The sequence below is a fragment of the Stenotrophomonas rhizophila genome (assembly GCF_000661955.1).
GTDB lineage: Bacteria > Pseudomonadota > Gammaproteobacteria > Xanthomonadales > Xanthomonadaceae > Stenotrophomonas > Stenotrophomonas rhizophila.
Map to the genome: position 1 here is coordinate 564,688 of NZ_CP007597.1, position 26,991 is coordinate 591,678.

At 67.0% G+C, this 26,991-nt stretch carries 22 protein-coding genes; 12 read left to right on the plus strand and 10 right to left on the minus strand.

Annotation, left to right across the window (positions count from 1 at the left end):
• Position 1: 1 nt before the first annotated feature.
• From DX03_RS02370 to DX03_RS02380, 3 genes are all read left to right on the plus strand, one after another.
• Entirely contained in the window at positions 2–1,555 is a 1,554-nt protein-coding gene (locus DX03_RS02370) for a phospholipase D family protein (protein ID WP_038691773.1), read from the plus strand.
• Positions 1,556–1,696: 141 nt separating this feature from the next.
• On the plus strand, positions 1,697–2,038 hold the full coding sequence (locus DX03_RS02375) for a hypothetical protein (protein ID WP_185753446.1): 342 nt from the start codon (positions 1,697–1,699) through the stop codon (positions 2,036–2,038).
• Between the two features lie 102 nt (positions 2,039–2,140).
• Positions 2,141–2,539, plus strand: coding sequence for a hypothetical protein (locus DX03_RS02380; RefSeq protein ID WP_185753447.1), 399 nt, complete (start codon positions 2,141–2,143; stop codon positions 2,537–2,539).
• 63 nt (positions 2,540–2,602) lie between these two features.
• Here DX03_RS02380 and DX03_RS02385 read toward each other — a convergent pair whose 3' ends face one another.
• The 3 genes from DX03_RS02385 to DX03_RS02395 all read right to left on the minus strand — a co-directional run bounded on the left by DX03_RS02385 (position 2,603) and on the right by DX03_RS02395 (position 4,963).
• Complete coding sequence (locus DX03_RS02385) at positions 2,603–2,959, minus strand: GIY-YIG nuclease family protein (RefSeq protein WP_038686036.1); 357 nt, start codon at positions 2,957–2,959, stop codon at positions 2,603–2,605.
• Complete coding sequence (locus DX03_RS02390) at positions 2,949–4,298, minus strand: MATE family efflux transporter (RefSeq protein WP_038686038.1); 1,350 nt, start codon at positions 4,296–4,298, stop codon at positions 2,949–2,951. Before DX03_RS02390 ends, DX03_RS02385 begins: the two co-directional genes overlap by 11 nt.
• Before the next feature lie 92 nt (positions 4,299–4,390).
• Positions 4,391–4,963 (minus strand): DUF2239 family protein, encoded by a 573-nt coding sequence (locus DX03_RS02395; protein ID WP_038686041.1) that lies wholly within the window; start codon positions 4,961–4,963, stop codon positions 4,391–4,393.
• 183 nt (positions 4,964–5,146) lie between these two features.
• Here DX03_RS02395 and DX03_RS02400 point away from each other — a divergent pair, with 183 nt between their 5' ends.
• The 3 genes from DX03_RS02400 to DX03_RS02410 all read left to right on the plus strand — a co-directional run bounded on the left by DX03_RS02400 (position 5,147) and on the right by DX03_RS02410 (position 8,638).
• Entirely contained in the window at positions 5,147–6,472 is a 1,326-nt protein-coding gene (locus DX03_RS02400; RefSeq protein WP_038686043.1) for a Fic family protein, read from the plus strand.
• Positions 6,473–6,537: 65 nt separating this feature from the next.
• Complete coding sequence (locus tag DX03_RS02405; RefSeq protein WP_038686046.1) at positions 6,538–6,951, plus strand: hypothetical protein; 414 nt, start codon at positions 6,538–6,540, stop codon at positions 6,949–6,951.
• Positions 6,952–7,369: 418 nt separating this feature from the next.
• Positions 7,370–8,638 (plus strand): two-component system sensor histidine kinase NtrB, encoded by a 1,269-nt coding sequence (locus tag DX03_RS02410; protein WP_185753448.1) that lies wholly within the window; start codon positions 7,370–7,372, stop codon positions 8,636–8,638.
• 57 nt (positions 8,639–8,695) lie between these two features.
• Here the strand turns inward: DX03_RS02410 and DX03_RS02415 are convergent, their stop codons facing one another.
• Entirely contained in the window at positions 8,696–9,028 is a 333-nt protein-coding gene (locus DX03_RS02415; protein WP_038686048.1) for a hypothetical protein, read from the minus strand.
• Positions 9,029–9,137: 109 nt separating this feature from the next.
• Entirely contained in the window at positions 9,138–11,342 is a 2,205-nt protein-coding gene (locus tag DX03_RS02420; protein ID WP_038691777.1) for a TonB-dependent receptor, read from the minus strand.
• A 124-nt stretch (positions 11,343–11,466) separates the two neighbouring features.
• Between DX03_RS02420 and DX03_RS02425 the strand changes: the two genes are divergently transcribed.
• Positions 11,467–12,336 carry a helix-turn-helix transcriptional regulator gene (locus tag DX03_RS02425; RefSeq protein ID WP_051598718.1) on the plus strand — a complete coding sequence of 290 codons (870 nt, stop codon included), beginning with the start codon at positions 11,467–11,469 and terminating at the stop codon, positions 12,334–12,336.
• On the opposite strand, the gene DX03_RS02430 is transcribed toward DX03_RS02425, so the two are convergent.
• On the minus strand, positions 12,333–14,120 hold the full coding sequence (locus DX03_RS02430; protein WP_244880168.1) for a bifunctional diguanylate cyclase/phosphodiesterase: 1,788 nt from the start codon (positions 14,118–14,120) through the stop codon (positions 12,333–12,335). The two genes, DX03_RS02425 and DX03_RS02430, sit on opposite strands and share 4 nt — an antisense overlap.
• A 109-nt stretch (positions 14,121–14,229) precedes the next feature.
• Positions 14,230–15,612 (minus strand): aminotransferase-like domain-containing protein, encoded by a 1,383-nt coding sequence (locus DX03_RS02435; RefSeq protein WP_038686050.1) that lies wholly within the window; start codon positions 15,610–15,612, stop codon positions 14,230–14,232.
• Between the two features lie 117 nt (positions 15,613–15,729).
• Here DX03_RS02435 and DX03_RS02440 point away from each other — a divergent pair, with 117 nt between their 5' ends.
• Complete coding sequence (locus DX03_RS02440) at positions 15,730–16,593, plus strand: DMT family transporter (protein ID WP_038686052.1); 864 nt, start codon at positions 15,730–15,732, stop codon at positions 16,591–16,593.
• A 21-nt stretch (positions 16,594–16,614) separates the two neighbouring features.
• On the opposite strand, the gene DX03_RS02445 is transcribed toward DX03_RS02440, so the two are convergent.
• Positions 16,615–16,938 (minus strand): putative quinol monooxygenase, encoded by a 324-nt coding sequence (locus DX03_RS02445; RefSeq protein WP_342342000.1) that lies wholly within the window; start codon positions 16,936–16,938, stop codon positions 16,615–16,617.
• Positions 16,939–17,152: 214 nt separating this feature from the next.
• On the opposite strand from DX03_RS02445, the gene DX03_RS02450 reads away from it, so the two are divergent.
• From DX03_RS02450 to arcD, 3 genes are all read left to right on the plus strand, one after another.
• Positions 17,153–18,631 carry a SulP family inorganic anion transporter gene (locus DX03_RS02450; RefSeq protein WP_038686054.1) on the plus strand — a complete coding sequence of 493 codons (1,479 nt, stop codon included), beginning with the start codon at positions 17,153–17,155 and terminating at the stop codon, positions 18,629–18,631.
• A 191-nt stretch (positions 18,632–18,822) separates the two neighbouring features.
• A complete protein-coding gene (locus DX03_RS21465; protein ID WP_038686056.1) occupies positions 18,823–21,435 on the plus strand; it encodes a methyl-accepting chemotaxis protein in 2,613 nt (870 codons plus the stop codon).
• Positions 21,436–21,592: 157 nt separating this feature from the next.
• Complete coding sequence (gene arcD, locus DX03_RS02460) at positions 21,593–23,017, plus strand: arginine-ornithine antiporter (protein WP_038686058.1); 1,425 nt, start codon at positions 21,593–21,595, stop codon at positions 23,015–23,017.
• Between the two features lie 608 nt (positions 23,018–23,625).
• On the opposite strand, the gene DX03_RS02465 is transcribed toward arcD, so the two are convergent.
• Positions 23,626–24,021: a DUF2628 domain-containing protein gene (locus DX03_RS02465; protein WP_038686060.1), complete on the minus strand. Its 396-nt coding sequence runs from the start codon at positions 24,019–24,021 to the stop codon at positions 23,626–23,628.
• Positions 24,022–24,205: 184 nt separating this feature from the next.
• Between DX03_RS02465 and DX03_RS20350 the strand changes: the two genes are divergently transcribed.
• Positions 24,206–24,391: a hypothetical protein gene (locus tag DX03_RS20350; RefSeq protein WP_185753449.1), complete on the plus strand. Its 186-nt coding sequence runs from the start codon at positions 24,206–24,208 to the stop codon at positions 24,389–24,391.
• 43 nt (positions 24,392–24,434) lie between these two features.
• Here DX03_RS20350 and DX03_RS02470 read toward each other — a convergent pair whose 3' ends face one another.
• Positions 24,435–26,486 carry a TonB-dependent receptor domain-containing protein gene (locus DX03_RS02470; protein ID WP_038686062.1) on the minus strand — a complete coding sequence of 684 codons (2,052 nt, stop codon included), beginning with the start codon at positions 26,484–26,486 and terminating at the stop codon, positions 24,435–24,437.
• Between the last annotated feature and the right edge of the window lie 505 nt (positions 26,487–26,991).

A 26,991-nucleotide genomic window follows, 5' to 3' on the forward strand; every position in this document is an offset into this window, starting at 1 on the left:
CATGTTGATCTGGACTTCCGTGGTTTTGGCGGCAGCACTGGCTGTGATGCTCGGCGGTCTTCTGCTCATTGACGAGGTCGCACCGGCAGCGACCGGCATGCCCGGCTACGCGCTTCCAGTGCAGTCTGCCGACACAGCTATCGACCGCGATCTGGCGCCCTTGCTTGCGGCCCATCCAGGTGAGACTGGCGCAATCTTTCTGGCCGACGGACTGGATGCCTTTGCTGCGCGCGCGATAACCGCGCTGAACGCCGGCCGCAGCCTCGATCTGCAGTATTTCATCTGGCGCGACGACATCGCGGGCCGGCTGCTGGCGCGCAAGGCATACGATGCAGCGCAGCGCGGTGTCCGCGTGCGGATTCTGCTCGATGACATGAATGCCTCCGGGCTGGACCCATACCTGCTCGCCATGGACGCACACCCGAACATAGAGCTCCGACTGTATAACCCGCTTCGCAATCGAAAAAGTGGTTGGCGTGCTCTGGAACTGGTGCGCCGCGCGATGACGATGACTCATCGAATGCACAACAAGGCATGGATCGCGGACGGTCGCGTGGCGATCATCGGTGGTCGCAACATCGGCGAGCAGTACTTTAGTGCGGATTCCGAGATGAACTTCCGGGACCTTGACCTGCTACTGCTAGGACCGGCGGTATCGCAGGCGAGCTTGATCTTCGACGACTACTGGAACAGCTCCGCAGCGATTCCGGTCGGTACGCTCGGCAGTCGTGGACCGGAGGCCGTGCGTACGCTGCTCGAAGGGGTGTATCGCGATGCCGGAAGTGCGGGCGCAATGCGCTATCTCGCGCGCGTGGCAGATTCCCATCTGATGAGTGCGCTCCATGACAGAGGCCTGCAGCCTCATTGGAGCCCCAGCATCCAAGTCGTCGCCGACCCGCCGCTGAAGCTGTCGGGCGACAACCACGCCCAGTGGCTGGTGGCGCGGCTTGCGCCGATGATCTCCGGCGCTGGCAGCGAAGTGATGGTGATCTCGCCCTACTTTGTGCCTGGCGAGGACGGCACCACGCTTCTCGCCGCCGTGGGTAGCCGTGGCGCGCAAGTCAGCGTAGTTACCAACTCACTTGCGGCGAACGATGTCTCTGCAGTGCACAGCGGCTATGCAGTCTACCGTAAACGTCTCCTGCAACTCGGCGTTCACCTTTACGAGCTGCGTGGCGAGGCTCAGGCGCATGCGCAGGCGGCACCGGCGTACTTCGGCAAGCGAGCCAGCCTGCACACAAAGGCTTTTGTCTTGGACGGGACCCGTGGTTTCGTTGGGTCCTTCAACATCGACCCCCGGTCGAAGAACCTGAATACGGAGATGGGGGTACTGTTCGATGACCCCGACATGGGTCGTGCGCTTCGCACCGAATTCCTTCGCTTGGCCACGCCCGACCTTAGCTACCAGCTGTCGTGCAGCCGGAATGGCGACTTACGTTGGCGCGACGGAACACGACAACCGGCCGTCATGCTGGAACAGGAGCCTGATGCCGGACCATGGCGCCGTGCGCTGGCGCGCGTGGCCGGCTGGTTGCCGATCGAGTCGCAACTATGACTGCGATGCAGTCGATCGAAGGCCTTGACTCATGGCTTGCTTGGGCCGCACGCGCCGGAGCGGCGCACCATAGCTCGCTGCAATCTTGGTTACGCTGCGCCACGGCGGCCTACCGTACGCTTAACGCGTGCACGGAGGGCCGTGATTCCGGAAAAGGAGCGTGCATTGGTGGAGGCGGCCGCGAAGAAGGGCGATCTCGAATCCGTGAGGCGATTGATCGCGCACTATGAGGCGCTCTCGGGAAGCGACGAACTTGCCGAGAAGTGGAAGGCCACCGCTCGCGAGCTTGGTGATTCGAACGAGCTGTACTTCTACGCATCAAGTACTGTCTTGGCGGCAAGGCGGGAGAGCGATGCAGCGAAGCGACATGCAATGCTGCTTGATGCCTTGGAGGCGGCCAAGCGATCCGATGCAAGTAAAGCCAATGCAGCTGCACAGCAGCTCATTCGTGAGGTAAGGCGGCAAATGGAGGTCGAGCCGTAGGTCCGCAATTGTCCGGCCGCGGCATGCAGAGTCTGCTGGTCAAAGGAGCGGTCGCGAGGCCTGACACATAGGAGTGAGCTGTGATGGAAGCACAGGTGGAGCGTGGCGTTGGCGCTGTCCAGGGTCGAAGCGTCGGCGATGCCACGCGTTCTTCCATTCTGCAACGCGTTGCGATCTGACTCTTCGTGTTACTGGCGCTTTGCCGGCATCCCCGCCACAGTAGTGAGCGGCAGCGTCGGCGAGCTCCTGGTGCTGGTGCCCGCCGGTGCCGTCACGGGCCCGATATCGGTAACGGTCGGTAGCCAAAGCGTGGCCAGCAGCACCGATTTCGTCGTCGACCAGAATGCGCAGCAACCCCGTATCGATGCGATTGCGCCGGACGTGGTCAATGCGGGTGCCACGGTTACGGTCACCGGTGGCTCGCTGTATCCGATTCTCTATCAGACCACTGCACGCATTGGTGCGAGCGGTTGCGCACGGTGGTGGGGCTGCATTCGTTGAGGGGCGCGCGCACCTGGTCGGTGCGCTCCAATGAATGCCCATACACGCGCAAACCGCCCAGACTCATGGCGTCAGCCCATGCAGTTCGCGATAGAACTCCTCCAGCGCCTTCAACTCGCCCTCGTAGTCGACGTCTGCATTCTCCCGCTCCTTCAACAGTTCCAGCACGTCGAAGTGAAGTCCATCCGCGCCGCCACGATTCCACGCGGCTTGCAGCACACGGTCCGTGTGCTTGCCCATCAGCAGTTCAAAGCGAGCGCGATTCAGCGAGGCGTGAACGTTGCGGCTTGCGCCCAGCAGGAGGTGGCCACTTTCGCGATCACGGATGGCATAGATGCCCATGGGCGGGAAGGCGTCGCGCGCTTGGCGTGCGGCCGCGCGACGCGCCGCGCGCGATACCGGTGTGTTGTCAGCGTCCATCGCTTCTTTCCTTGTGACGGTAGTAGAGGCCATGCAGCACCAGCATGGTCAGGAATGCGGCAGGAACGGCCCAGAACAGGCCTGCCAGGCCGAAGCGCTCTTCCAGCGCCGCAGCGACCGGCAACTCGACGCAAAGGATCGCGGCCATGCTCAGGAGCGCCGGGATCAGCGCCGCACCGTTCGCGCGCATCGCGCCCACCAGGACGTTGCTCCATCCGAGCAGCAGCACGCTCCAGGCCAACGTGCGCACGATGGTGACCGACAGTTCCAGTACGGGTCCGGGTTCCAGGAATGCGCGCAGCGCCAACGGCGCGAGCAGATGCGCGGCAACCACGAACAGAGGGGTGACCGTGGCGTTCACGCGCAGTCCCGTAGCCACGATGGCCGGCAGACGTTCCCGTCGTCCCGCGCCGACGGCATGCGCGCTGAAGATGGCGGCGGCAATGCCCAGGCTCATCGCGGGAAACTGCACCCAGCTCAGCACCTGCGTCGCTGCGCCGTAGGCGGCGGTCGCGGTTGAGCCGTGACGGTTCACCAGGCTCAGCAGCACTATTTCGGCAAGCGCCATTGCCAGCATCTGCAGGGCGGCAGGCAGTCCGATCTGCAGCATGCGTTTGGCAACGGCTGCACTGGGCCTGCAGTGCTGCCAGCCCGCGCGAGGGGCAAGCGGATGGCCGTTGCGCCGCCAGCGATGCATCAACACGGCCAGCGCAGCACCCTGTGCGAAGAGTGCGGATACGGCGACGCCGGTCGCGCCCAGCGATGAGTAGGCCACCAGCAGCGGCGTGCACACCGCACCCACCAACGTAGCCGCCAACAGAGACCACATCGGCGAGGTCGCATCGCCGGTGCCGCGACTCAGCGACATGCCAGCCCACGTGACAAACACGCAGGGCATCACCAACAGCATGGCGCGCGCATAGTCGATCGCGGCGGGCAGGATGTCCGGCGGGGTGCCCAGCGCTTGCATCAACCACGGCGCACACCACGCGCCAGCCAGTGCGACCGCAAGCCCGACACCAAGCGCTGCCGCCCAGGCCGTCGCTGCCACGCGCCGCAGTTGCGTAGCATCGCCCGCCCCCATTGCCTGGCCCGCCAGAACGGTGGCACCGGCACCCAGCCCGATGATCAGCGACAGCAGCAGGAAGAACACCGGAAAGAACGATGCCGCCGTCGCGATGCCGCGCACGCCCAGCAGTCGTCCGAGCCAGAAGCCATCAAGCAGCCCGCCCGCGCTTTGCATCGCGTGGGTCAGGATCAACGGCGCCAGCAATGCGAGATAGCGCGCACGCAGCGTGGGCGCCGGTGCTGTGGTGGGTGGTGCGTCAGACACGTTCATGCGGCCTTCCTGGCAAACGGGGCATGCGGGGTCCCACAGCGCAGCGGCCCGAGGCCGCGCGCGGGTTGGAAAGAAAAGGAAAAAGGCCCGGCTTAGGCGGGTGCAGGCTCAGCGAGCTGCATGACGTACGCCCGCACGTCGTGCGGCCAGCCGAGCATCTGCGCCGTCAGCCGCTCGTGGTCGCCGGCGAACAGTGCCCGCGATGCTTCCTCGAAACCGGCCAGGTCGCCGGCCAGCGTGGACATTGCGTTGTAGGCACGGTCGCGCGCCTGGCGCGCGCGGTCGTGAGAACCGCCCTGGCGCCGCGCGTCGTGCACGAGTTTGCGCAAGGCCACCGACGCGCCGCCCGGTTGCGAAGCGAGCCAGTCCCAGTGCTCCGGCAGAAGCGTCACTTCCCGCGCTACGACACCGAGTTTGGGCCGGCCACGTCCTTTGGGAGGTTGGGGCGGCACCACCACGGTGTAGCGTGCTGCAACCCCATCCTCGCCGCCGCGCAGATCCAGATCCACCGTCTGGCCGGTGGCATCGTTCAAGACCAGCGGGTGCGTGTCGGGCTGCGTCTGCTGCGCGCGCAGTACGGCCGCAGCTACCTCGTGCAAAGGGCCGCAGATGAGGCGGCGCGTCTCTACGAAGGCGGTATAGGTGGTGGGCGTGGCGTGGTCCATGCCGGAATATTGCCCGGGTAAAACGCTGCCGTCAATAACACCCGGGTAAATTTATGCTCCTCACCGGAAGGGGCCGCCCGCGCGGACCGCAGGTGCAAGCTTCGGATCTGCTCAGGCGCCCAGTGCACCCGGTCCACGACCAAATTTGCTATAAAACTTCACTAGACTTTATAGTTCCTTGCCATGAAGATCCCTGTCGATCCACCCAAGCTGAATGAAATCATGGAGCAGGATGCGCCCAGCCTTCTGCAGTGGTTGGCCACGGGTGCCTCCCAGCCAGATTTGAAGGGTGAGTACATCCACTGGGACACACTCCGGCACAAAACGCCTCCAGAGGGTCTCACTTCCCGGACGTGGTGGGCCTCCATCAAGTTCGCTCGCCTTGGCCTGAGGCGGCCGTTGCCCTTGCGGGACAAGTACGGCGTGCCGTTCAGTGTTTCAGTCACCGACAGTCTGCAGAAGAGCCTGCACTACATCGATCGAGAGGCCGCCGGCGCGATCCAGGGAATGGAGCGTTCAGGGGGGCAGGGCCGCTTCCTGATCCGCTCGTTGATCGAAGAGTCGATGACGTCCTCCCAGCTGGAAGGTGCGGCGACCACACGCGTGGTTGCTAAAGAGATGCTGAGCACGGGCAGGCAGCCTCGCGATCAAAGCGAGAGGATGATCTACAACAACCACGTCACGATGAAGGTCATTCGGGAGCGAGGAAAGCGGGCGTTCACCGTTGACGAGATTCTTGAGCTGCACGCCATGCTTACCGCAGGGACGCTGGAGTCGGAAGATGATTGTGGGAAGCTCAGAACTGCCGAAGACAACGTGCTGATCTTTGATCGGAGTACAGACAGGGTTCTACATACGCCGCCGCCGGCAATCGAGGTGCGCGACAGGCTCCAGGCGCTGTGTGATTTTGCCAACGGCAAAGATGAAGAGTCCTTCGTTCACCCGGTGATCAAGGCAATCGCCATCCACTTTCAGCTCGGGTACGACCATCCGTTCTGCGACGGCAACGGACGAACTGCGCGCGTGCTGTTCTACTGGGCAATGATGAATGCCGGGTACTGGCTGACCGAGTACCTGTCGATCTCGAGCGTTCTCAAGAAATCACCCGGCAAGTACATGCGCGCCTACCTCTACGCCGAGCACGATGATGCGGATATGACGTACTTCATTGCTCAACAGCTGGATGTGATTCTGGAGTCGATCGCGGCGCTGCACGCCTACATCATTCGAAAGAACGAACAGGATCGTCGGGCAAGGCGTGTGCTGCGTGAGGCACAGGTTGCGGGCATCGAGCTCAACCATCGCCAACGGGCGCTTCTTGCCAATGCAATCCGGGACCCCGACAGGGCCTATACCGTGGCAACGCATCAAGGCGCGCATCAGATCTCCTATCCGACGGCCCTGTCCGATCTGACTGCACTCGTGGAAGCAGGTCTTCTGGAGCGGCACCGGGTGGGGCGCGCGCATGAATTTGTCGCGGTCCCTGCCATGGCGATGCTTCTTCAATAGAAGATCAGGCGACGCACGTCAGTGGTGAGGCAAGTGGGCTGCAGCGCCGATAACGGGAACAGGCAATGAACCTGCGCAGGAAATCCCTGGCCGAGCTTCGCATCGAGCACGACGTCCTTCAGGCGGAGATGGCGGCCCATGCTGCACGCCTTGCGGCCCGGCAGGCACCGGCCGAGCAGTTCGCGCCGGCACTGATGCCCCAGGCGGAGCGTCTGGTCGCGATACGGGCGCAGATCCTGCGCAGAACACCGGCCCGTGCATTGATGGCGCGCTACCGCTTGCTTGAAAAGCAGGCCGGAGATACATCTGCGCGGACTGCAGACGAGCAACGCACGCTGGACGCGGAGCTGCTTGACCTGCAGCTGCATTTCGCGAACCCGCGGCGCCGGCCATTGACCCTGAAGACGTTCCTGATCCTGGCGGCCGTGGTAGCCGCGATGCTCTACCTGCCGAAGCTGATCGTTGCGCTGTTGCCGTAAGCACCGCCTGCCGGGGGCACTGCGCCCGTCCAGGCGACCAGACGGAAGCGGGCGCCAGGGCCGGTCAGTGCACGTTGCAGACGCACTGCCCCACCCATGGCGCCCGCTGTTTTCCCAAAGAATCAGGTCGGCGCGAAACCGCGTGCGCTCTTCTTTTCATTCTTCTCTGCCTTCTTTTCCTTGGCAGTCTTGGCAGGCTTCTTCTTCTGCTCTTTCTGCTTGTCCATACCCTTGGCCATTGCAGTGTTCTCCGGTGGTTGTGGGGCGGAGCATGGCACATCTGGTGGCGCCCACGTGCGTTCCCGTGGCGGGCCGTTGGGGCCCGGTGGGGCGGCACCCGTGCCCCGGCCACCGACGGCCCAGCGCGGCGCGCCCCGGATGGGTGCAGAATGGCCCCCTATCGTCGAGCGCCGCGTCCATGACCATCCCCCAGATGGATGATGTTTTTCACCAGATCGTCGAACTGTCCCTGGACTCCATCAAGGAAGTCTCACTGGACGGCACGGTCAGGTTCGTCAACGCCCACGGGCTGGCCCGGGTGGCGGCGGAGAATGCCGAGCATGTGATCGGCGCGCCGTGGGCGTCGCTGTGGCCGCCCGAGGAGGGTCACAAGGTGGCCGATGCCCTGGCCGCTGCCGCGCGCGGCGAGCGCCGCCAGTTCGAGGCCCAATGCCTGACGCCCGCCGGCGAGCACCGGTTCTGGCTGGTGTCCACCAGCCCGCTGCGCGACGCGCAGGGCGCGGTGCGCGGGCTGCTCGCGGTCAACCGCGATGTCACCGCCCGGCATCGCGCCGAGGCCGCGCTGCGCACCCTCACCGCCGCGTTGCGCGACCACGCCCCGTCGATGGTGGGGACGGTGTTCACCGAGGAGCTCAACGAACAGTTGGCCACCGCCCAGCAGCGCAGCAGTGAGCTGCAGGGGGAGCTGGACATCGCACGGGTTGCCCAGCGCGTGGCCGAGACCGTGGCCGCGCAGGCACAGAAGGGCGACGCGGTCGGGCAGTTGCTGGCCGGCACGGTGCACGACCTCAACAACGTGCTGCACGTGGCCGGTACGGCTATCGAGATGGTGCGCACGCACGGGGAGCTGGTGGAGCGTGATGCCAGCCTGCTGCAGATGGCCGACCGGGCGGTGCAGCAGGGCGCGGCGATGTCGCAGCGGTTGCTGGGGTTCGCCCGCCACCACCCTTATCGGCCGCAATTGGTGGACGTGGCGCGGATGATGGAGGAGCTGTTGCCGCTGCTGCAGCAGGCCGCCGGCGCCCACATTGCGCTGGCCTACCACCCGCAGGTCTCACATGCACTGGTCCAGGCAGACCCGCACAGCCTGGAACGGGCGGTGATGAACCTGGTCATCAACGCGCGCGATGCCTGTGGCGAGCGCGGCGAGGTCACCCTGATACTGGGCGAGCGGCAGGTGGATGAGGTGCCCGTGGACGAGCCGCATGCGCCGGGCGCGTACATCGTGTTGAGCGTGCAGGACGACGGGCCGGGCATCGCGCCGGAGGTGCGCAAGCGCCTGTTCGAAGCCTACTTCACGACCAAGCCGGCCGGCACGGGCACCGGCCTGGGGTTGGCCCAGATTCGCGGCGCGGTGCGCCAGGCCGACGGATTCGTCGAGATCGACTCGGTACCGGGCGAGGGTGCCCGCTTCACCCTGGGGTTCCCGCGGGCGCTGCGCGCGTGAGATCCGGGCCGCCGTGAGCGCCCCGTGGTGTGCATGGTGCCAGCGGTACGTAGGCGCCTAGGTGGGGCGCTGCAGGTGCGCGGCATCCACGCCCGTGTCCAACGCCTGGGCGATCTCCGCTGCGGCGGGTATCAGGCCATGTTGCACGCGCCGCACAAAGTCGGCGAAGCGCGCGCCGGAAATGGCTTGGCGGTTGGTGCACCGGTCGCAGGTGAGCACGGCCGCACCATGGGCCACGTTGACCAGGCCCGGCGGGCCGGACAGGCTGAGGATGGCGTGGCAGTGCAGACATTGCGCACGCACGAACGCCAATCGGTTCAGCGCCTGCGGATCCTCCTGGCTGGCATCACCGATCACGTCCAGCAGGTAGAACAGGCCTGTGTTGGGCATCCACTTGGTTCCTCGACGATGCACCTTGAGGGTACTGCCGGAGCCGATCAAGGTGCGGTGAATTCCCGCGCTGCTGCCACGCGGGCCGCCGCTTCTCCGCGTGGTGCATTCAGAACCGATAGCCCACCTCTGCACCGATGATCCGCGGCCGGTCCACCGGTCCGTAGACATTGCCGTCGCGGCCGAAGGCCAGGTTGTCGAAGATGAGTCCGTTGATGCGGCGCTTGTTGGTGAGGTTGTCGACGTACACGCGCGTGGTCCACGGTCCGGTCTCGTAGCCCAGTTGCACCCCGATGATGGCCACGGCCGGTTGGAACGCGCGGTTGCGCTCGTCCAGCGCCATGCGCCCGTTGAACGCCGATTCCACCCGCGCGAACACGCCGGAGCGGTGCTGGTAACGCGCGGCGAGGTAAGCGGTGTACTGCGGGGTGAGCTTGACCTTGTTGCCGGCCAGGCTCTGGTTGTCGCCCACCAGCAGTTTGCGGTACTGCGCATCCACGTAGCCGGCGTTGGCGGTCAGCGTCAGCCCGCGCAGGGGCTGCAGCACGCCTTCCAGTTCCACCCCGCGCGAGCGGATGGACGCATCCGAGCCCACGTAGTCCGACGAGATCGGGCGACCGTTGGCATCGGTGGCCAACTGGATTTCCTGCCAGTTGTTGGACGCGATCTGGAACACCGCACCGCCGATGTGCCCGCGCCCGCCCAGCACGTTCATCTTGAAGCCTGCCTCATGGCTCCACATCATTTCCGATTCGTAGCGCAGCACCTTGTCGTTGACCACGTCGTTCTGCGCGGCGGCCAGGTTGAAGCCGCCGGGGATGTAGCCCTTGGCCGAGGCCGCGTAGAACGACAGCGTGTCCGAGGCGTCATAGCGCAGCGACACGCGGGGCAGGGTGGCGGTGAAGGTATGCGACAGTTCGGCGTCGCGGTAGAACACCAATCCGCCCGGGCCCAGGTCCAGTTCGCCCGCGCTTTGGCGGGTGGAACGTCTGGCTTGTTCGTAGCGCAGGCCAAGACTGGCGGTAAGTTTTGGCAGGGCCGGCGGGGTATAGCTGAGCGTGCCGAACACGCTGTAGTCCTGCCCGTCCGACCCCTGCAGCGGCGCCAGCACGTAGCTTTCCAGCCCGCGCGGCGGGGGCCCGACCCGCGTGCCCAGCACCGAATCCTTGTTCACCCGGTAGGTGGACACGCCGCCGATCCAGGTCAACGGCTGGTCATCGAGCGAGCTGAAGCGCAGTTCGCCATTCCAGTTGCGCTGGGCGTCGTGGATGCGGCCGGCCAGCGCCGGGGTGTTGGTCATGTCGAAGTCGTAGCCGCCGGACGTGTCGCGCTGCTCGCGGTAGGACACCGCCGCGTCCACCGTGCCGCGCGCCAGCTGCCACTGCGCGCTGGCACCGGCCACGTTCTCGGTCTTGCTGGTGCGCTTGGGCGCGTCGTTGATGTAGGTGAAGTCGCCGGCGTGGCGGCCGCCGTTGTACAGGTCGGCGTAGCGTTGGTTGTACAGGCCCACGTCCAGCGGCAGGTATTCGTATTCGAACATCCCCGGCGCGCGCGTGCCCAGGTGGTAGGCGATGGCGTTGATGGACAGCGTGTCGGTGGGTTCCCAGCGCAGCTTGCCCTGCAGGTAGGTCTCCTTGACCTTGCCTGGGATGCCGTCGAACGGGGTGAGGTTCTTCAGGTGGCTGTCCTCGTCGGAGGCCATGAACGCCAGCGAGCCGAACAGGCGGTTGCTGCTGCCCAGTGCACCGCCCAGAAAGCCATCCACGCTGGTGCCGTGGCCATTGCCGAAGTGGGTGGCACGCAGGTTGACCTCGCCTTCGGTAGTGGCCGACGGCGCGCGCGTGCGCACCAGCACCAGCCCCGATTCGCTGTTGGCACCGTACAGCGTGCCTTGCGGCCCGCGCAGAATCTCGACGGACTCGACGTGGTTGAGCACCGCGTTGCTGAGTTCGCGGAACGGGATGCCGTCGATGTAGACCGAGGCCCGGTTGACCAGGAACGGATTGGACTCGATGCCGCGGATGGAAATGAACATGTCGCTGAGCTGGCCCATCACGTTGAACTTCACGTTGGGGGCGAGCTTGTCCAGGTCGCGGAACTCGGTGACGTTGGCCTGCTGCAGGGCGTCGCGGTCCAGCACGGTTACCGAGATGTCACTGCGCAGGTACGGCGTATCGCGCTTGCTGCCGGTGACCACGATGCCGTCCAGCTCGGTGGCCCTGGCGATGGTGGGCGCGTCCTGCGCGTGGGCAGGGCTGGCCTGCAGGGACGGGAGTGCCGCAGCGAGGGCGGCGGCAAGTACGGCGTGCTTCACACAGAACCCCTGGATGGCGGTGACGGGCACCGCGATGCGAATGATCCGGCAATGTTATGGTGTAACAATTGGTCGCCGCCGCTCCATTCCTGCGCGGACTGCTCCAGAACCGGATCCCCTGCCGATGTCGTCGTTGCGCGCTGCCGCCGAACCCATTCCCCCGCGCCTTCTCGAGGACGACGGCGGGCTGCGGCCGGACGCGTGTATCCGCAACGCCGACGGCAGCGTCCTGCTGGTCCGCCAGCCCTTTGCCGCTGCCGAGGGACGCATGGGAGAGGGCAGCGGCGTCCGCATCGGGCTGCTGGTGGGTGGGGGTGGCCTGCTCCACCAGCGCACCGCGCTGGGAACCATCGACGGTCGCTGGCGGGTGGGCGACACCAACGTGGCCTTGCCGGGCTGCCCCGGCGAGTACCGCAGCCCGGCGCTGAACCTGCTTGGGCTGGTGGTGGACCTGCCGCGTTTCAGGCCCGACGCTGCCGCGCCGTTGATGGCCGGCCTTGAGCACGCCGCCGCACGCCTGCATGCCGACCCGGTGGTGGCCGCAGTGCTGCATGCGTTGTGGCAGTGCGCCGAGGCGAACGCCTGTTCGACGGCATTTTTCGATCATGGGGTGGACATCGTGCTGCGCCGGCTGGCCAGTGTCGGCGCGCCGTTGCCCGCGCGTCGCCCACCGGCACGGCCGTTGCCCCGCGCGGAGATGGCGCGCGTGCAGGCGTTCATCGAACATCACCTGGGCGAGGACATCAGCGTGGCCCGCATGGCCCGCGAAGTGGCGCGGGATGCAAGCGGCTTCAGCCGTGGCTTCACCCGGGCCAGTGGCATGACGCCCTACGCCTACCTCACCTGGCGTCGCATGGAAGCGGCCAAGCAGATGCTGCAGGCCGGGCAGCCGGTGACCGTCATTGCCTTGGCGGTGGGCTACGCCAACCCGGGCAAGTTCGCCGCCGCGTTCCGGCGGGTGGTGGGCCAGGCACCCAGCGCGTGGCGGCGCTAGCCGGCTTCGTCGGCAGGCGATCCAGCGCGGCAGGCGGCTACCAGGTGGGCGACCGCCTCGGCCAGCATCGGCCGGGCCAGGTGGTACCCCTGTGCTTCGTCGCATCCCCACAGGCGCAGCAGCGACAGCTCCGCCTCGTTCTCCACGCCTTCGGCCACCGTGCGGTAGCCCAGTTGCCGCGCAAGCTTGATGATCGCCTCCACTTTCAGCCGCGCGGTGCGTGACTGGGCCATGCCGGTGACCAGGCTGCGATCGATCTTGATCAGCGAAATGGGCAGTTCGCTGAGGTAACTGAAGTTGCTGTAGCCGCTGCCGAAGTCGTCGATGGCGATGCGGATGCCGGCCGCGGCCATCGCGCGCAGTTGCGGCAGCGCCGACGGGTGGCCCTGCAGCCATTCGCCTTCGGTGATTTCCACTTCCAGCAACGACGCCGGCACGTGGTGTGCGGCCAGCTGCGAGGACAGCATGTCCCACAGGCCGGCATCATCGAAGTCACGCGCCGACAGGTTCAATGACAGGCAGAAGCCGGGCAACGAGTGTTGCCAGCGCGCCAGCTGGGCCAGGGCATGGTCCACCACCCAGCGGCTCATCGCCGGCATCAGCGCGGTGCGCTCCAGCACGGGGATGAACTCGCCCGGCCCTACCGGCCCCAGCATCGGGTGCACCCAGCGCAGCAGCGCTTCGGCAGCGACCGGCAGGCCGTCGCACAGCGCGAAGCGGGGTTGGTAGACCAGGTTGAATTGATGCTGCGCCAGGCCGCGCGCCGCGTCGGAGGCCAGCCGGTAGCGGCGGCGCAGGCGCGTATCGCGGTCTGCCGAATACCAGCAGCGGCCCGCATCGGTCTGGATGGCGTGGTTCATTGCCACCAGGCATTTGCGGATCACATCGCCGGTGTCCACCGGCGTGGCCTGGAAATCGCAGACGCCGGCATGGAACTGCGGCGACATCGGAATGCTGCCGGCCAGCAACGGCCGCCGCAGGCGCTCACGCAGGCGGTCGAGCAGCGCGTCCACCTGCGCGTGGTCCTGGCCGCTGAGCACGAACGCGAAGCGGCTCACGCCCACGTGGTAGGCCGCCGCCTGGTCCTGCAATACGTGCTGCACGCGCAGGGCGGCCTGCCGCAACAGGGTTTCCACCGGCTTCATGCCCAACGCCTGGCCGGCGTCGTTGGCGCTGTGCACGTCGAACACATCCAGCATCACAGCGGTGAAGCGTCCGCCGTCGCCGCGCCGCGTCAGCAGGTCCAGATCGGCCTGGAACTGCTGGCGGTTGGGCAGCCCGGTGACCTGCTCGCGACGGCCCATCGACACCTTCAGTTCCATCTGCGCCATCACCACGCGCGCGAGGGTCTGCAGTTGCTGGGTTTCCAGGGGCGACAGCACCCGCGGCGCACGGTCCATCAGGCAGAGCGTACCCAGCGCCAGCCCGGCCTTGGTCACCAGCGGTGCGCCGGCATAGAAGCGCAGCTGCTCTGGCCCGGTAACCAACGGGTGGGTGGCAAAGCGCGGATCTTCGCGCAGGTCGGCCACCTGCATCACCTGGTCGGACTGGATCGCCCAGGCGCACACCGAGGCATGCCGGTCGGTGCGATCCAGCGCCAGCCCGACGCGCGAAATGAAGCGCTGGCTGTCGGCATCGATAATGGAGATCAGCGCGATTGGAACGCCGAAGGTGAAGGCCGCAAGCTCGGTGATCGGGTCCAGTGATTTCCCCAGCGCGGGGTCCATCACGTTCAGGGCTTCGATCAACGCCACCCGATCACTATCGTCGCTTCTGTCCCACATGCACTGCGCCTGTCGTCCCCTGCCTTGCAGCTACTATCCCGCGCGGCGTGCGCAACGCCCGTGAAGTGCAGCGCATTGCGGCGCGCAAGCATGAAGCGTTCACGATGGATCACCCCCGCATGGCCCGCGCCAGCACCTCGAACACACGCGTGTCCTGTGCCTGCGCGGCATTGAAACGCAGGAAGCCGGTCGCACCCAGCGACGGGCTGAACGCATTGCCGGGCGCCAGCACCACGCCGTCGGCCAGGCTGCGCTGCGCGATGGCTGCAGCGTCCAGGCCATCGGGCAAACGGCACCACAGCAACATGCCCGCCTGCGGCACGATCCAGGGCTGGATGCCGAGCGTGGCAAGGCGGTCCAGGGTGACGTCGCGCGCGGCGGCCAGGCGCGTGCGCACGGTCTCCACGTGGCGGCGGTAGCCGCTGTCGGTGAGTGCGGTGAGCAGGATGTCGGCGGCCAGGCGACCGCCGCCGAAACTGGTGGCGATCTTCAGGTCGGCAAGGGCGTCGATCCACTCCGGTCGTGCGGCGATGAAACCGCATCGCACCGCGGCAGACAGCGTCTTGGAAAAGCTGCCGATCTGGATCACCCGCGACAACCCGTCGAAGGCGGCCAGCCGCGGCGCGGGGCTGTGTTCGAAATCCGCAAACAGGTCGTCTTCGACGATCACCAGGTCGCTGCCTTCGGCCAACGTCAGCAGGCGGTGTGCGGTCACCGGCGAGAGCACCGCCCCGGTCGGGTTGTGCAGGCCCGAATTGGTGATGTACAGCCGCGGCGAATGCGCCTGCAGCGCCGCACCGAACACCCCCACGTCGGGCCCGTTGGGCGTGTACGGAATGCCCACCACCTGCACCCGGTGGGCCTTGAGCAGGGCCAGGAAATTGAAATAGCAGGGGTCATCGACCAGCACGGTGTCGCCGGGCTGCAGCAGGAAGCGGCAGATCAGGTCGATGGCATGCGAGCCCGACTCGGCCAGCAGGATCTGCTCCGGTGCTGCGTCCACCCCCTGGCCGGCCAGCCGCCGTGCCAGCAGCTGGCGCAGTGGCGGCAGGCCCAACGGGCTGGCGTAGTCGGCCAGGGACGTGGCCGATGCGCGGGCCGCGCTGCGCAGGCCACGGCGAATGCCCTCGACGTACATCCAGTCTTCGGGCAACCAACCGCAGCCGGGCTTGAGCACGCGCGCATCGTGTTCCAGCGATTGCCGGGCCAGCCAGAGCGGGTCGACCTGGCGGTCGCGGGGCGGGTCGATGCCGCTCAGCGCCAGCGGTGCCACCGGTCCGTTGACGTGGAATCCTGCGCCGGGGCGTGAACTGATGACGCCTTCGGCCACCAGCCGTGCGTACGCTTCCACCACCGTGGACACAGACACCTGCAGGGCCTTGGCCTGGGCGCGCACCGACGGCAGGCGCATGCCCGGCACGTAGCTGCGGGCGTTGATGCGGGCGCGCACGCTGGCCATCACGGCGGCGATGCGGGTAGGGGGAAGATCCATGCCACGGGGTCCGTACTGGGGGTGTGGGCATAACAGTTCAGTGAAAGTGTACTGGACTGTGTCTGGGGGCGGCAGGCGCCGCGTAGTCCACTGGTGGCCACTCTCAGGAACACCAGAATGGATACCACCACCCGGGGCTGGATCAACGGATTCATCGGCGTACTGATCTTCGCCGGCTCACTGCCCGCCACGCGCGTGGCGGTCGCCGACATCGATCCGACCTTGCTGACCGCCGCGCGCGCGAGCATCGCCGCCCTGATCGCCGCGGCGATGCTGCTGGCGCTGCGCCAACCGCGCCCGCCACGCACCGCGGTGGCGTCATTGCTGGTGGTGGCGCTGGGCGTGGTGGTGGGGTTCCCGCTGCTCACCGCGTTGGCCCTGCAGCATGTGTCCTCGGCGCACTCGATCGTGTTCCTGGGCCTGCTGCCGCTGAGCACGGCGGTGTTCGGCGTGCTGCGCGGCGGCGAACGGCTGCGCCCGGCGTTCTGGGGGTTCTCGCTGCTGGGCAGTGCCTCGGTTGCCGGCTACGCGCTGCTCGGCGGCGGTGCTGGGTCGTTGCAGGGCGACCTGCTGATGCTGGCGGCGGTGGTGGTATGCGGGCTGGGCTATGCCGAAGGGGCGCGGCTGTCGCGCACGCTGGGTGGGTGGCAGGTGATCAGCTGGGCGCTGCTGCTGGCGTTGCCGCTGATGGTGCCGCTGATGTGGGTGCGCTGGCCGCCCACGTTGGCCACCATCGGCGCGCCGGCCTGGTGGAGCCTGGCCTACGTGTCGGTGTTCAGCATGCTGGTCGGCTTCATGTTCTGGTATCGCGGGCTGGCCCAGGGAGGCATCGCCGCGGTGGGCCAGCTGCAGTTGTTGCAGCCGTTCTTCGGGCTGGGCCTGGCCGCCCTGCTGCTGCACGAACAGGTGAGCTGGACGATGCTGGCGGTCACCGTGTGTGCGGTGAGCTGCGTGGCCGGGGCCCGGCGGTTTGCCCGCTGAGCTGCGGCCGGGCTTAGGGCTCTAAAGACCCACGCCCCCCACCGGCTCGGTCTCGAAGCGTTCGCCGAACCCGGTGATGTGCGGCCGGGCCCTGGCGATCGCGGCCTGTACCGCAGGCAGTGCCAGCGACGCGCGATGGTGGTCCTGGCTGTCCCACACCTCGGTGATCCAGAGCGCATCGGCATCGGTGGGATCGCGGGCCACCACGTAGCTGCGGCAACCGGGCATGGCATCGGTGCCTTCCTGCAGGATCGCGATGACCGCGTCGCGCTGCCCGGGTGCGATCAACATCCTGCCAATCAAGCCGTACATGCCTGCCACCTGCCACGAGGAATCAGCGGGCATCGTGCGCGCGGCGCGCGGCGGTGGTCAACCGGCGTTTGAGCCGGCCCCACCGCTGCGCTATCCTGCGCGCCGCCTTTGCCCGCCCCGCTGGATTGTGATGACCCCACCCTGATACCGCGTTCACCACGCGCCCGTGCCACTGCCGGGTTCCAGGGAGTGTCCTGTCTTCATCACACAGCGCGCCGTGCGTATCGCCGGTGCGCGGAGTCTGCCCATGTCTGTTTCCTACCCGCTGCGCCAGCAATGGCTCGGCAATATCCGCGGTGACCTGCTGTCCGGTACCGTGGTCGCGCTGGCCCTGATCCCCGAGGCGATCGCGTTTTCGATCATCGCCGGGGTCGACCCCAAGGTGGGGCTGTATGCCTCGTTCTGCATCGCGGTGGTCACCGCCATCGCCGGCGGCCGCCCGGGCATGATTTCGGCGGCCACCGGTGCGATGGCGCTGGTGATGGTGGACCTGGTCAAGGACCACGGCCTGCAATACCTGCTCGCCGCCACCATTCTGGCCGGGCTGCTGCAGGTACTGGCCGGGGCGTTGAAGCTGGGCGTGCTGATGCGCTTCGTGTCGCGCTCGGTGATCACCGGGTTCGTCAACGCGCTGGCGATCCTGATCTTCCTGGCGCAGATGCCGGAACTGATCGGGCGCTCCTGGCACGTGTGGGCCGTCTGCGCGGCCGGGCTTGCCATCATCTACCTGCTGCCGCGGGTGACGCGCGCGGTGCCTTCGCCGCTGGTGGCGATCGTGGTGCTCACCGCGCTGTCGATCGGCCTGCACTGGGATGTGCGCACCGTGGGCGACATGGGCGCGCTGCCCGACAGCCTGCCGGTGTTCCTGTTCCCCGACGTGCCGCTTACCTGGGACACGCTGCGCCTGCTGCTGCCGGTGTCGGCCACGCTGGCGGTGGTGGGCCTGCTGGAGTCGATGATGACCGCGCAGATCGTGGAGGACATGACCGACACGCCCAGCCAGCGCAACCGCGAGTGCGCCGGACAGGGCCTGGCCAACATCACCGCCGGGTTGTTCGGCGGCATGGGCGGCTGCGCGATGATCGGCCAGTCGGTGATCAACGTGTCGTCCGGCGGGCGCGGGCGGCTGTCGTGCCTGGTGGCCGGCGTGCTGCTGTTGCTGCTGGTGGTATATGGCGCCGAGTGGGTGCGGCAGATTCCGATGGCAGCGCTGGTGGCGGTGATGGTGATGGTCAGCATCGGCACGTTCCATTGGCGCTCCTTCCAGGAGCTGCGCCAGCACCCGAAGAGCTCCTCGGTGGTGATGATCGCCACCGTGGTGGTGACCGTGGCCACCCACGATCTGGCCAAGGGCGTTCTGACCGGGGTGTTGCTGTCGGCGCTGTTCTTCGCCCGCAAGGTGGGGCGCCTGCTGCAGGTGGGCGATACGGTGCTGGCCGACGGCACCCGCGTGTACACGGTCAGCGGCCAGGTGTTCTTTGCCTCGGCCGGGCAGTTCGCAGCCAGTATCGACCTGCAGCAGGTGCCGGGGCGGGTGGTGATCGACCTGACCCACGCGCACTTCTGGGACCTCAGCGCAGTGGCGGCGCTGGAGCGGGTGGTGGACAAGCTGCGCGCCCATGGCGCCGAGGTGGAGGTGCGCGGGCTCAACGCGGCCAGCCAGACCCTGGTCGAGCGCGTGGGGCGTTCGACCGGCCACGCGGCCGCGCGCCCCGGCGAACACTGAACGGGGTCAGGAAACGGTCCTCAACATCGGCGCGCCAGCGCCGTTATCCAGCTCAATGCCCCGATGTCTGCGATCGGGGCAAGGGCTGGCCGTGAGTTGCACCGCGCCACCCGGACCGCAATGGACTGCGCGAAGCCGTAGTGGCGCCCCCAGGCGACCGCTGATCCGACCCTTTTCCCGGAACCGCCCCCATGCCTGCGTCCCGCCCGACCTCTTCCCAGCGCCCCGGAAGCATCGCCAACCGGCTGATGCTGGGGACCGCGCTGATCGCCATGCTCTGCTTCGGCATCACCGCTGCCATCAGCTACCGCGAAGCCAGCCAGGCGCTGATCGACTCTTCGCGGCAGACCATGCAGAGCGAGGCCAATGCCGAATCACGCCGGGTCGGTGCCGACCTGGCCGCCGCGTTCTCCACCAGCCAGGCGCTGGCCGACAGCCTGGTGGTGCAGCACGCGGTCGGCGGCTTGACCCGGGCCACCGCCTCGCACGTGATCGAACAGCAGCTGCGCTCGCATCCGGAGTGGGTGGGGCTGGGCACGCTGTGGGAGCCGCAGGCCTTCGATGGCAAGGACAGCGAGTTCGTCGATGCGGAAGCACACGACGCGACGGGCCGTTTCATGAGCTACTGGTCCTGGCAGGACGGCACGCCCAAGCAGGATCCGCTGAAGGGCTACGACGTCCCCGGTGATGGCGACTGGTACCTGCGCCCGCGCTCCTTGAAGCGCCAGACCGTGGCCGAACCGTACAGCTACGAGATCGCCGGCAAGCCCGTGCTGATGACCACCCTGTCCACCCCGGTGCTGGACAAGGACACCTTCCTCGGCGCGGTCACCGTCGACTTCGGCCTGGCCGCGCTGCAGGAGCGCCTGGCGGCGCTGCGCCCGATGGGCGAAGGCCACGTCGAACTGATTTCCCCGGGTGGCATCGTCCTGGCTGCCCAGGATGCCAAGGAGATCGGCAAGCGTCGCGACGATGCCACCACCCGCCGGATCCTGGCCGCGGTGGGCGCCGACAAGCCCTACGAAGACTTCAGCGTGGACGCGGCCGGCAACGTGAAGGCGTATGTGCCGCTGCGCATCGGCACCAGCCAGGAGCGCTTCGCCCTGGGTGTGGTGGTGCCGCACGACCTGATCACCGCACAGGCGCGTTCGCTGCTGTGGATCATCCTGGCCGTGGGCCTGGGCGCGGCGCTGGTGCTCAGCGCCAGCGTCTACGTACTGCTGCGCCGCCAGGCGATCCGTCCGCTGGCCGAAGCGGTACGGCTGTCGGCCGATGTTGCCGAAGGCCGCCTGGATACCGCGCTGCCGCCGCCGCGCAACGACGAAGTGGGGCGCCTGCTCGAATCGATGCAGCGCATGCGCAGCCAGGTGCGTGCGGTGATGGCCGCCCAGGGCGAAATGGCGCAGCGGCATGAAGCCGGTGAGCTCAGCTACCGCATGGACGCCCAGTCCTTCCCGGGCGAATACGGGCAGATGGTGGGCGACACCAACCAGCTGGTTGGCGCGAACATCGCCGTCACCCGCCGCCTGGTGGAAGTGATGCAGCGGTACGCGGTGGGCGACCTGTCCCAGGATATGGACCGCCTGCCGGGCGAGCAGGCGCGCTTCACCGAGGCGATGGACACCACCAAGGCCAACCTGCGCGCGATCAACACCCAGATCCGCGACCTGGCCGGTGCTGCCGCGCTGGGCGATTTCAGCCAGCGTGGCGATGTGGTGCGCTTCGACCACGACTTCCGCGGCATGGTCGAAAACCTCAACACCATGATGCAGGTCAGCGACGACAACCTGCAGCAGATTTCCGCGCTGCTGCGGTCGATCGCCGCCGGTGACCTTACCGCGCGCATGCAAGGGCAGTTCCATGGCGTGTTCGCGCAGATGCGCGACGACGCCGACACCACCGTGACCCAGCTGACCGACATCGTGGGCCGCATCCAGCAGGCCACGGCCAGCATCAACCTGGCCGCCGGCGAGATTGCTTCGGGCAACAGCGACCTGTCGCGCCGCACCGAGCAGCAGGCGGCCAGCCTGGAAGAAACCGCCGCCTCGATGGAGGAACTGACCTCCACCGTGCGCCAGAACACCGATCACGCCGTGCAGGCCAATGCGCTGGCGGCCAACGCGGCCGAGGTGGCGTCGCAGGGCGGGCAGGTGGTGGGCCAGGTGGTCACCACCATGGCGGGCATCGAGGCCTCGTCCAAGCGCATCGCCGAGATCATTTCGGTGATCGACGGCATCGCCTTCCAGACCAATATCCTGGCGCTGAACGCCGCCGTTGAAGCCGCCCGTGCCGGTGAGCAGGGCCGCGGGTTCGCGGTGGTGGCCTCCGAAGTGCGCGCGCTGGCGCAGCGTTCCGCCGGTGCGGCCAAGGAGATCAAGACCTTGATCGACGACTCGGTCAGCCAGGTCACCCAGGGCTCGGCACTGGTGCGCACCGCCGGTGACACCATGCAGGAAATCGTCAGTGGCGTGCGCCGCGTCAACGACATCATGGCCGAGATCTCGGCGGCGTCGAAGGAGCAGTCGGCCGGCATCGAGCAGGTCAACCAGACCATCACCCAGATGGACGAAACCACCCAGCAGAACGCCGCGCTGGTGGAAGAAGCCACCGCGGCCGCCCGTGCGATGGAAGAGCAGGCCCAGCACCTGGGCACCGCCGTGGCGATCTTCCGTATCGATGCCGGTGCCTCCCCGGCCCCTGCGTCCCGCCCGCACGCGGCGCCACCGGCCAAGCGTGCCGTCGTCGCGGCACGCGGCGCCCCGCGTGCGCCGGCGCTGGCCGGCGACGACTGGCAGACGTTCTGATCCCGGCGCGCGGCGGAGCCCGCCGCGCGCTCGGCTAGACTGTGCCTGGAACACGGCAGGTGCCCCTGCACCTGCCACGCACAGGACGTTGGATGGCACGCACTGCACGCTCCCCGCTATGTACTGGTGACCCCGCGGCGTTGTCGTCGGTGCGCGCATGACTGCGACCTCCAACCGGCTTGGCCTGGCCGCACTGACCGCCCTGGTGGTGGGCTCGATGGTGGGCGCGGGCATCTTCTCGCTGCCGCAGAACATCGCCCGCAGCGCCGGTCCTGGCGCGGCGCTGCTGGGCTGGACCATCAGCGGCCTGGGCATGTTGATGCTGGCGTTCGTGTTCCAGAACCTGGCCAATCGCAAGCCGCAGCTGGACGCCGGCATCTACGCCTATGCCAAGGCGGGCTTCGGCGACTACATCGGCTTCTCGTCGGCATGGGGCTACTGGATCTGTTCGCTGCTGGGCAACGTCAGCTTCTTCGTGCTGATCTTCAGCGGGCTGGGCTACTTCGTGCCGGCCTTCGGCGAGGGCAATACCTGGCAGGCCATCGCCTGCGCGTCGGTTCTGCTGTGGGCCATGCACGCCATGGTCCTGCGCGGGATCGGCCAGGCGGCGCTGATCAACGCGGTGGTGACGGTGGCCAAGGTGGTGCCGATCGTGGTGTTCGTGGTGATTGCCGCCGTCGGCTTCCGGCTGGAGGTTTTCACCGCGGACTTCTGGGGCACGCTGTCGCTGGGTGGCCTTGGCGGGCAGCTGCGCGGGATGATGCTGATCACCGTGTGGGTGTTCATCGGCATCGAAGGCGCCAGCATCTATTCGCGCCGGGCGGCACGCCGCGCCGATGTCGGCCGGGCCACGGTGATCGGCTTCCTGGGCGTGCTGGCGCTGCTGATGCTGGTCAACCTGCTGTCGATGGGGGTGCTGGGCCAGCAGCAGCTGGCACACCTGCACAATCCGTCGATGGCGTTCGTGCTGGAGGCCATCGTCGGCCCGTGGGGCGCGCGCCTGATCATCATCGGCATGGTCGTGTCGGTGCTGGGTGCGTTGCTGGCCTGGGTGCTGCTGTGTGCCGAAGTGCTGCACGCCGCTGCCGGCGACGGCACCATGCCGGCCTTCCTGGCCCGGCAGAACGCCAACGATGTGCCGGCCAACGCGTTGTGGCTGACCAATGGGCTGATCCAGCTGTTCCTGTTGATCACGCTGTTCAGTGCCAGCACCTATACCAGTCTGGTGCTGCTGGGTGCATCGATGGCGCTGGTGCCGTACCTGTTCTCGGCCGCCTACGGGGTGCTGGTGGCCTGGCGTGGTGAAGGGTACGCCGACCCTTCGGCACCGCGCCGACGCGATCTGGTGATTGCGGTGCTGGCCACGGTGTACGCGCTATGGCTGGTGTATGCCGGCGGGGTGACGCAGGTGCTGCTGTCGGCGCTGTTGTATGCACCGGGCATGTTGATGTTCGCGCAGGCCAAGCGGCAGCGCGGGCAGCCGGTGTTCACCCCGGTGGAGCGGGTGATCGCGGTGTGCGTGCTGGCGGTGTCGCTGGCGGCGGTGTGGGGGCTGTGGCACGGCCACCTGACCTTGGGCTGAGGTGCGCACCGCATCGCGCCAAACCGGTAGGTACCAACCGTTGGTTGGTACGGACGCCACGTATTTTCCCTGGCGAATGGACGAAGAACCAAAAAAGGTTCTTCTTCCATCTGAGGGAAGCGTCTTGTTGCAAGAACTGTCGAAGCGTGAGCACGAGGCTGCGCGCGTAGCCGGGTGTGCAAAGCGCCGCGGCTGGCGTCTCCGATCGGCCGGTCGCGAGCGTGAGGGCCCCGTAGCAGCCGGTAGGCCCCTGGTGCAAATGTCCCCCGGCCGCGGGGCGGCCTCCTCCTTTATTTTGCCCAGGAGCCTACCGGCTGCTACGGGGCTCGGCTCGCGGTAAGCAGGGGAAGCCAGGCTTTTCTGGCGCTGTCGGTGGGTCGGGCGCTGGGGCCCCATGCCCTTGGAGGCGAAATAAAGGAGGAGGTGGCGGCCGCAGGCCGACGCCGGGGGCGTCGCCGGAAAGGGCAGGGGGCCCCAGCGCCCGACCCGCCGACAGCTGCGCTTGGAAAGCGTCAAAGCACGTTTCTTCTTGCCCCGCTTATGGGCGAAGAACCAAAAAAAAGCCCGGTCATGCGACCGGGCTTTCATTCAACGCGTCAGGGCAGTGCTTACCAGCGCATGCCCGCGAAGGGGTTCCAGCTGGTGTCGCCCTTCACCTTTTCCAGGTAGTAGGAGTAGTTGGCGGTCAGCGCGATCAGCAGCGACCACGCAATGGCGATGCCGTTGCCGACAGCCTTCGGCATGAAGGCAGCCACCACCATCACCACGATCGACAGACCCAGGATGGTCAGGGCCTTGCGCCACATGCCCAGGATCAGGAAGTAGATCCAGCTGAAGAACAGCGCGAAGAAGTTGAAGTTGACCTTGATCTTCTCGCCGAACGGCAGCTGCTTGTACGCGGCCTTGAAGGCCGGCGAACTCGGGGCGCCATGCTGGCTGAAGAAGTTGAAGCGGAACTGCCACTTCGGGCTGAGCGGTGCAGAAGAAGAGGTATTGGAGTCCATGTCCGTAGTTTGTGTGTAAACGCTTACATGATAACTGTGGCCGTCGACCCAGCGCCAGTATTTTGGCGCGTCTGACCGGTAGTGCAGGCGCCGTCACACATTCGAAAACGATTTGATATAGGGTGCGCATTCCGCGCGGCGGGGAGCCGTGGGGCGTATTGGAATGCATCGAGAAAACCAGACCATGTCGAGTGTTGTCACCCTGCCCGAACGCGCTGAAGCGGGTCCGTGCATCGCGCCTTGCCCTATCGCCACCCAGGCCCAGCACCAGCTGGCGCACCTGCAGTTCTCGCAGTCCGCGTCACGTGCATTGGCGCGCCCGCCGGTGGTGGCCGACATCGCGGCCGCCAGCTCACCCCTGAGCGCCTGATCGGCGCGCGCGCGGGGAATCCCCGCGCGCTGCCACGCACGCCTCAGAAGCGCGCGGTCATGCTCAGGAAGTAGCTGCGCCCGGCCACGAAGTAGTCGGTGGCGCCTTCGGCGTACAGCTTCTTGTCGGCCAGGTTGCTCACCCCGCCGCGCATGGTCAGCGTGCTGTTGACGTGCCACGCCGCGGTCAGGTCATACAGCGTGTAGGCCTTGATGAAGGTGCTGGCGATGCCGGCCTGCTTGCCGGTGTACTGCGCCGACACCGTGGCCGAGAACGCATCCACCGGGGTCCAGTCCACCGAGGAATAGCCGGAGAACTCCGGCGTGTCGATCAGGTTCTCGCCGGTGGTGAGGTTCTTGGCTTCCTTCATCCAGGTGGCCGCGGTGCGCCAGCGCCAGTGGTCGCCCAGGGTGAGGTTGAAGTTGCCTTCCATGCCGCTGGTGCGGGCGCGCTCGACGTTGTCCATGCGCGTCCACCAGTACCCGTTGAAGAAGCCGAGGGGTTCGTACTCGATCTTGTTCTTGAAGTCGGTATGGAAGTAGGTCAGCCCGGTATCGACGGTGCCGTTGTCGAAGTTGAAACCGATCTCGCGGTTGGTGCTGGTTTCCGGGTCCAGGTTCGGGTTGCCGGCCATGTAGCAGCCGCCGGTGACATAGCCCAGCGGACGCAGCGAACCGCAGCCGCGGCCGCCGGACTGGGTGGCCGCCGACGCCGCGTTCTCGGTCAGGCTGGGCGCACGGAAGCCCTTGGAGATGCCGCCGCGCAGCGTCCAGCTTTCCGCCGGATGGTAGACCAGATACGCACGCGGGCTGACGTGGCTGCCGAACTGTTCGTGGTGATCCAGGCGGGCGCCCAGGGTCAGGGCCAGCTTTTCGTGCAGCTTCAGCTCGTCTTCGACGAACACCGCCCAGGTGTCCACTTCCAGCGACGCGCCATTCACCGGGTTGCCGGCGTAGTCCACCGGGGCCTGCCCGATGGTGTCGGTGTTGGTCAGCTCCTGGCGCTTCCACTGGCCGCCCACGCTCAGCTGGTGGTCCACCCACAGGGTGAACGGCGTGCTCAGGCTGCCTTCCAGGATCATGTCCTTGGCTTCGGAGCGGCCGGTCGGGCCGATGTCGTTCTTGAACTCGGTCCAGTAGCCGGTGACCTTGGAGGTGCCGAAGGACCAGTTGCCGGTGTGGCTCAACGACAGGCTGGTGCGTTTGAGCTCGCTGGCGCCCCAGGCGCCGTCGCCCTCGTCTTCCAGCGAGGTGCTGGCAAAGGCCTGCTGCACGCCGTAGCCGGCTTCGAACTGCAGGCTCTGCGCGTCGCTCAGCGTCCAGTCCAGCAGGGCATCGAAGTTGCGGTCCTTCTCGCCGCCATAGGCGTTGCCGTACACGCCGCCATTGCTGCGGTCGGAGTCGCGGTTGGTGTAGCTGGCGCCCACGCGCATGCCGATGTTCTCGGTGAGCGGGCCGGAGAAGTTGGTGCCGATCTGCTGGGTATCGCCGCGCTTGCCGTCCTGCGGCGAGGTGTAGCTGTGGGTGGCGCTGCCGCCCCAGGTGTCGCCGATGCGGCGGGTGATGATGTTGATCACCCCGCCCATCGCATCCGAACCGTACAGCGAGGACATCGGGCCACGCACCACTTCGATGCGTTCGATCTGGTCCGGCGAGATCCAGTTGAGGTCCTGGCGACCCAGGTCCGGGCGGTAGTTGGTGGAGGCCGAGCTGCCCACGCGCTTGCCGTCCACCAGGATCAACGTGTAATTGGACGGCATGCCGCGCAGCTTGATCTTGGACTGCTCACCGGCGGCGCTGAGCCCGCCGGTCACACCGGGAATGCGGCTGAGCAGGGTGCCCAGGTCATGCACGGGCTGGCGCTCGATATCCTCGCGCGAGATCACGCTGATGCTGGCCGGGGCATCCTTGATCCATTGCTGGTTGCCCGAGGCGGTGACCACCACGGTGTCCAGGTTCTTGGCGGCGGGCTCGCCGGCGGCGTCGGCCAGCGCAACGGCAGGGGTAGCCAGCAGCAGGCACACGGCCATCGCCAACGGTGCGCGGACCAGGCACGCAGGGCGGCGGTGCAGGGGGGAGGGACGGGGAGCAGACATGAGGGTCTTCCATGGAGGGGTAAGGAGTACCCGACCGGGAAGCGACTCGCGAAGACAGCACGACGAAGCAGGCAACCCGACCGGAGGGACTGCGCACGGCGGGGGGCCGACGCGTCTGGGTGGGTAGTGCGGTAACGCATGCCTGCCTGGTTAACGTAATGATAACCGTTTACAAAATGAATGGGGAGAGGCCTGTGCCACAAGGCCTGCGGCGTTCTGTCGCAGCGGGGATCTGGATGCCACGGCCCGCTCAGGCTGAATGGGGAGAAATCACGAAAGGAACTTTCGCGCCCGGCTTACATTTGCCCCCCTATGCTGAGCCGCATTTTTCGTCTCGGTACGGTGGAGAGTTCGTGGGTTCCGGTAGTGACAGACATCAGCTGCGTGCCGGCTACGGCCCCGCGCAGGCAGGACGCAAGCACGCCGCTGGGCGTGACGGGATCTGGATGACCCTCTCCGCACCGGGCACGCCCGGCCCGTCATCACCCACGCAGGGGCGCCACCG

What these genes read in the sequence shown, in the direction of transcription:
- DX03_RS02425 (WP_051598718.1), top strand. Translation starts at nt 11,467, where the DNA reads ATGTCGTCGTTGCGCGCTGCCGCCGAACCCATTCCCCCGCGCCTTCTC.
- DX03_RS02405 (WP_038686046.1), top strand. Translation starts at nt 6,538, where the DNA reads ATGAACCTGCGCAGGAAATCCCTGGCCGAGCTTCGCATCGAGCACGAC.
- DX03_RS02440 (WP_038686052.1), top strand. Translation starts at nt 15,730, where the DNA reads ATGGATACCACCACCCGGGGCTGGATCAACGGATTCATCGGCGTACTG.
- DX03_RS02390 (WP_038686038.1), bottom strand. Translation starts at nt 4,298, where the DNA reads ATGAACGTGTCTGACGCACCACCCACCACAGCACCGGCGCCCACGCTG.
- DX03_RS20350 (WP_185753449.1), top strand. Translation starts at nt 24,206, where the DNA reads ATGTCGAGTGTTGTCACCCTGCCCGAACGCGCTGAAGCGGGTCCGTGC.
- DX03_RS02435 (WP_038686050.1), bottom strand. Translation starts at nt 15,612, where the DNA reads ATGGATCTTCCCCCTACCCGCATCGCCGCCGTGATGGCCAGCGTGCGC.
- DX03_RS21465 (WP_038686056.1), top strand. Translation starts at nt 18,823, where the DNA reads ATGCCTGCGTCCCGCCCGACCTCTTCCCAGCGCCCCGGAAGCATCGCC.
- DX03_RS02370 (WP_038691773.1), top strand. Translation starts at nt 2, where the DNA reads ATGTTGATCTGGACTTCCGTGGTTTTGGCGGCAGCACTGGCTGTGATG.
- DX03_RS02385 (WP_038686036.1), bottom strand. Translation starts at nt 2,959, where the DNA reads ATGGACGCTGACAACACACCGGTATCGCGCGCGGCGCGTCGCGCGGCC.
- DX03_RS02450 (WP_038686054.1), top strand. Translation starts at nt 17,153, where the DNA reads ATGTCTGTTTCCTACCCGCTGCGCCAGCAATGGCTCGGCAATATCCGC.
- DX03_RS02445 (WP_342342000.1), bottom strand. Translation starts at nt 16,938, where the DNA reads ATGCCCGCTGATTCCTCGTGGCAGGTGGCAGGCATGTACGGCTTGATT.
- DX03_RS02410 (WP_185753448.1), top strand. Translation starts at nt 7,370, where the DNA reads ATGACCATCCCCCAGATGGATGATGTTTTTCACCAGATCGTCGAACTG.
- DX03_RS02430 (WP_244880168.1), bottom strand. Translation starts at nt 14,120, where the DNA reads ATGTGGGACAGAAGCGACGATAGTGATCGGGTGGCGTTGATCGAAGCC.
- arcD (WP_038686058.1), top strand. Translation starts at nt 21,593, where the DNA reads ATGACTGCGACCTCCAACCGGCTTGGCCTGGCCGCACTGACCGCCCTG.
- DX03_RS02470 (WP_038686062.1), bottom strand. Translation starts at nt 26,486, where the DNA reads ATGTCTGCTCCCCGTCCCTCCCCCCTGCACCGCCGCCCTGCGTGCCTG.
- DX03_RS02395 (WP_038686041.1), bottom strand. Translation starts at nt 4,963, where the DNA reads ATGGACCACGCCACGCCCACCACCTATACCGCCTTCGTAGAGACGCGC.
- DX03_RS02465 (WP_038686060.1), bottom strand. Translation starts at nt 24,021, where the DNA reads ATGGACTCCAATACCTCTTCTTCTGCACCGCTCAGCCCGAAGTGGCAG.
- DX03_RS02400 (WP_038686043.1), top strand. Translation starts at nt 5,147, where the DNA reads ATGAAGATCCCTGTCGATCCACCCAAGCTGAATGAAATCATGGAGCAG.
- DX03_RS02415 (WP_038686048.1), bottom strand. Translation starts at nt 9,028, where the DNA reads ATGCCCAACACAGGCCTGTTCTACCTGCTGGACGTGATCGGTGATGCC.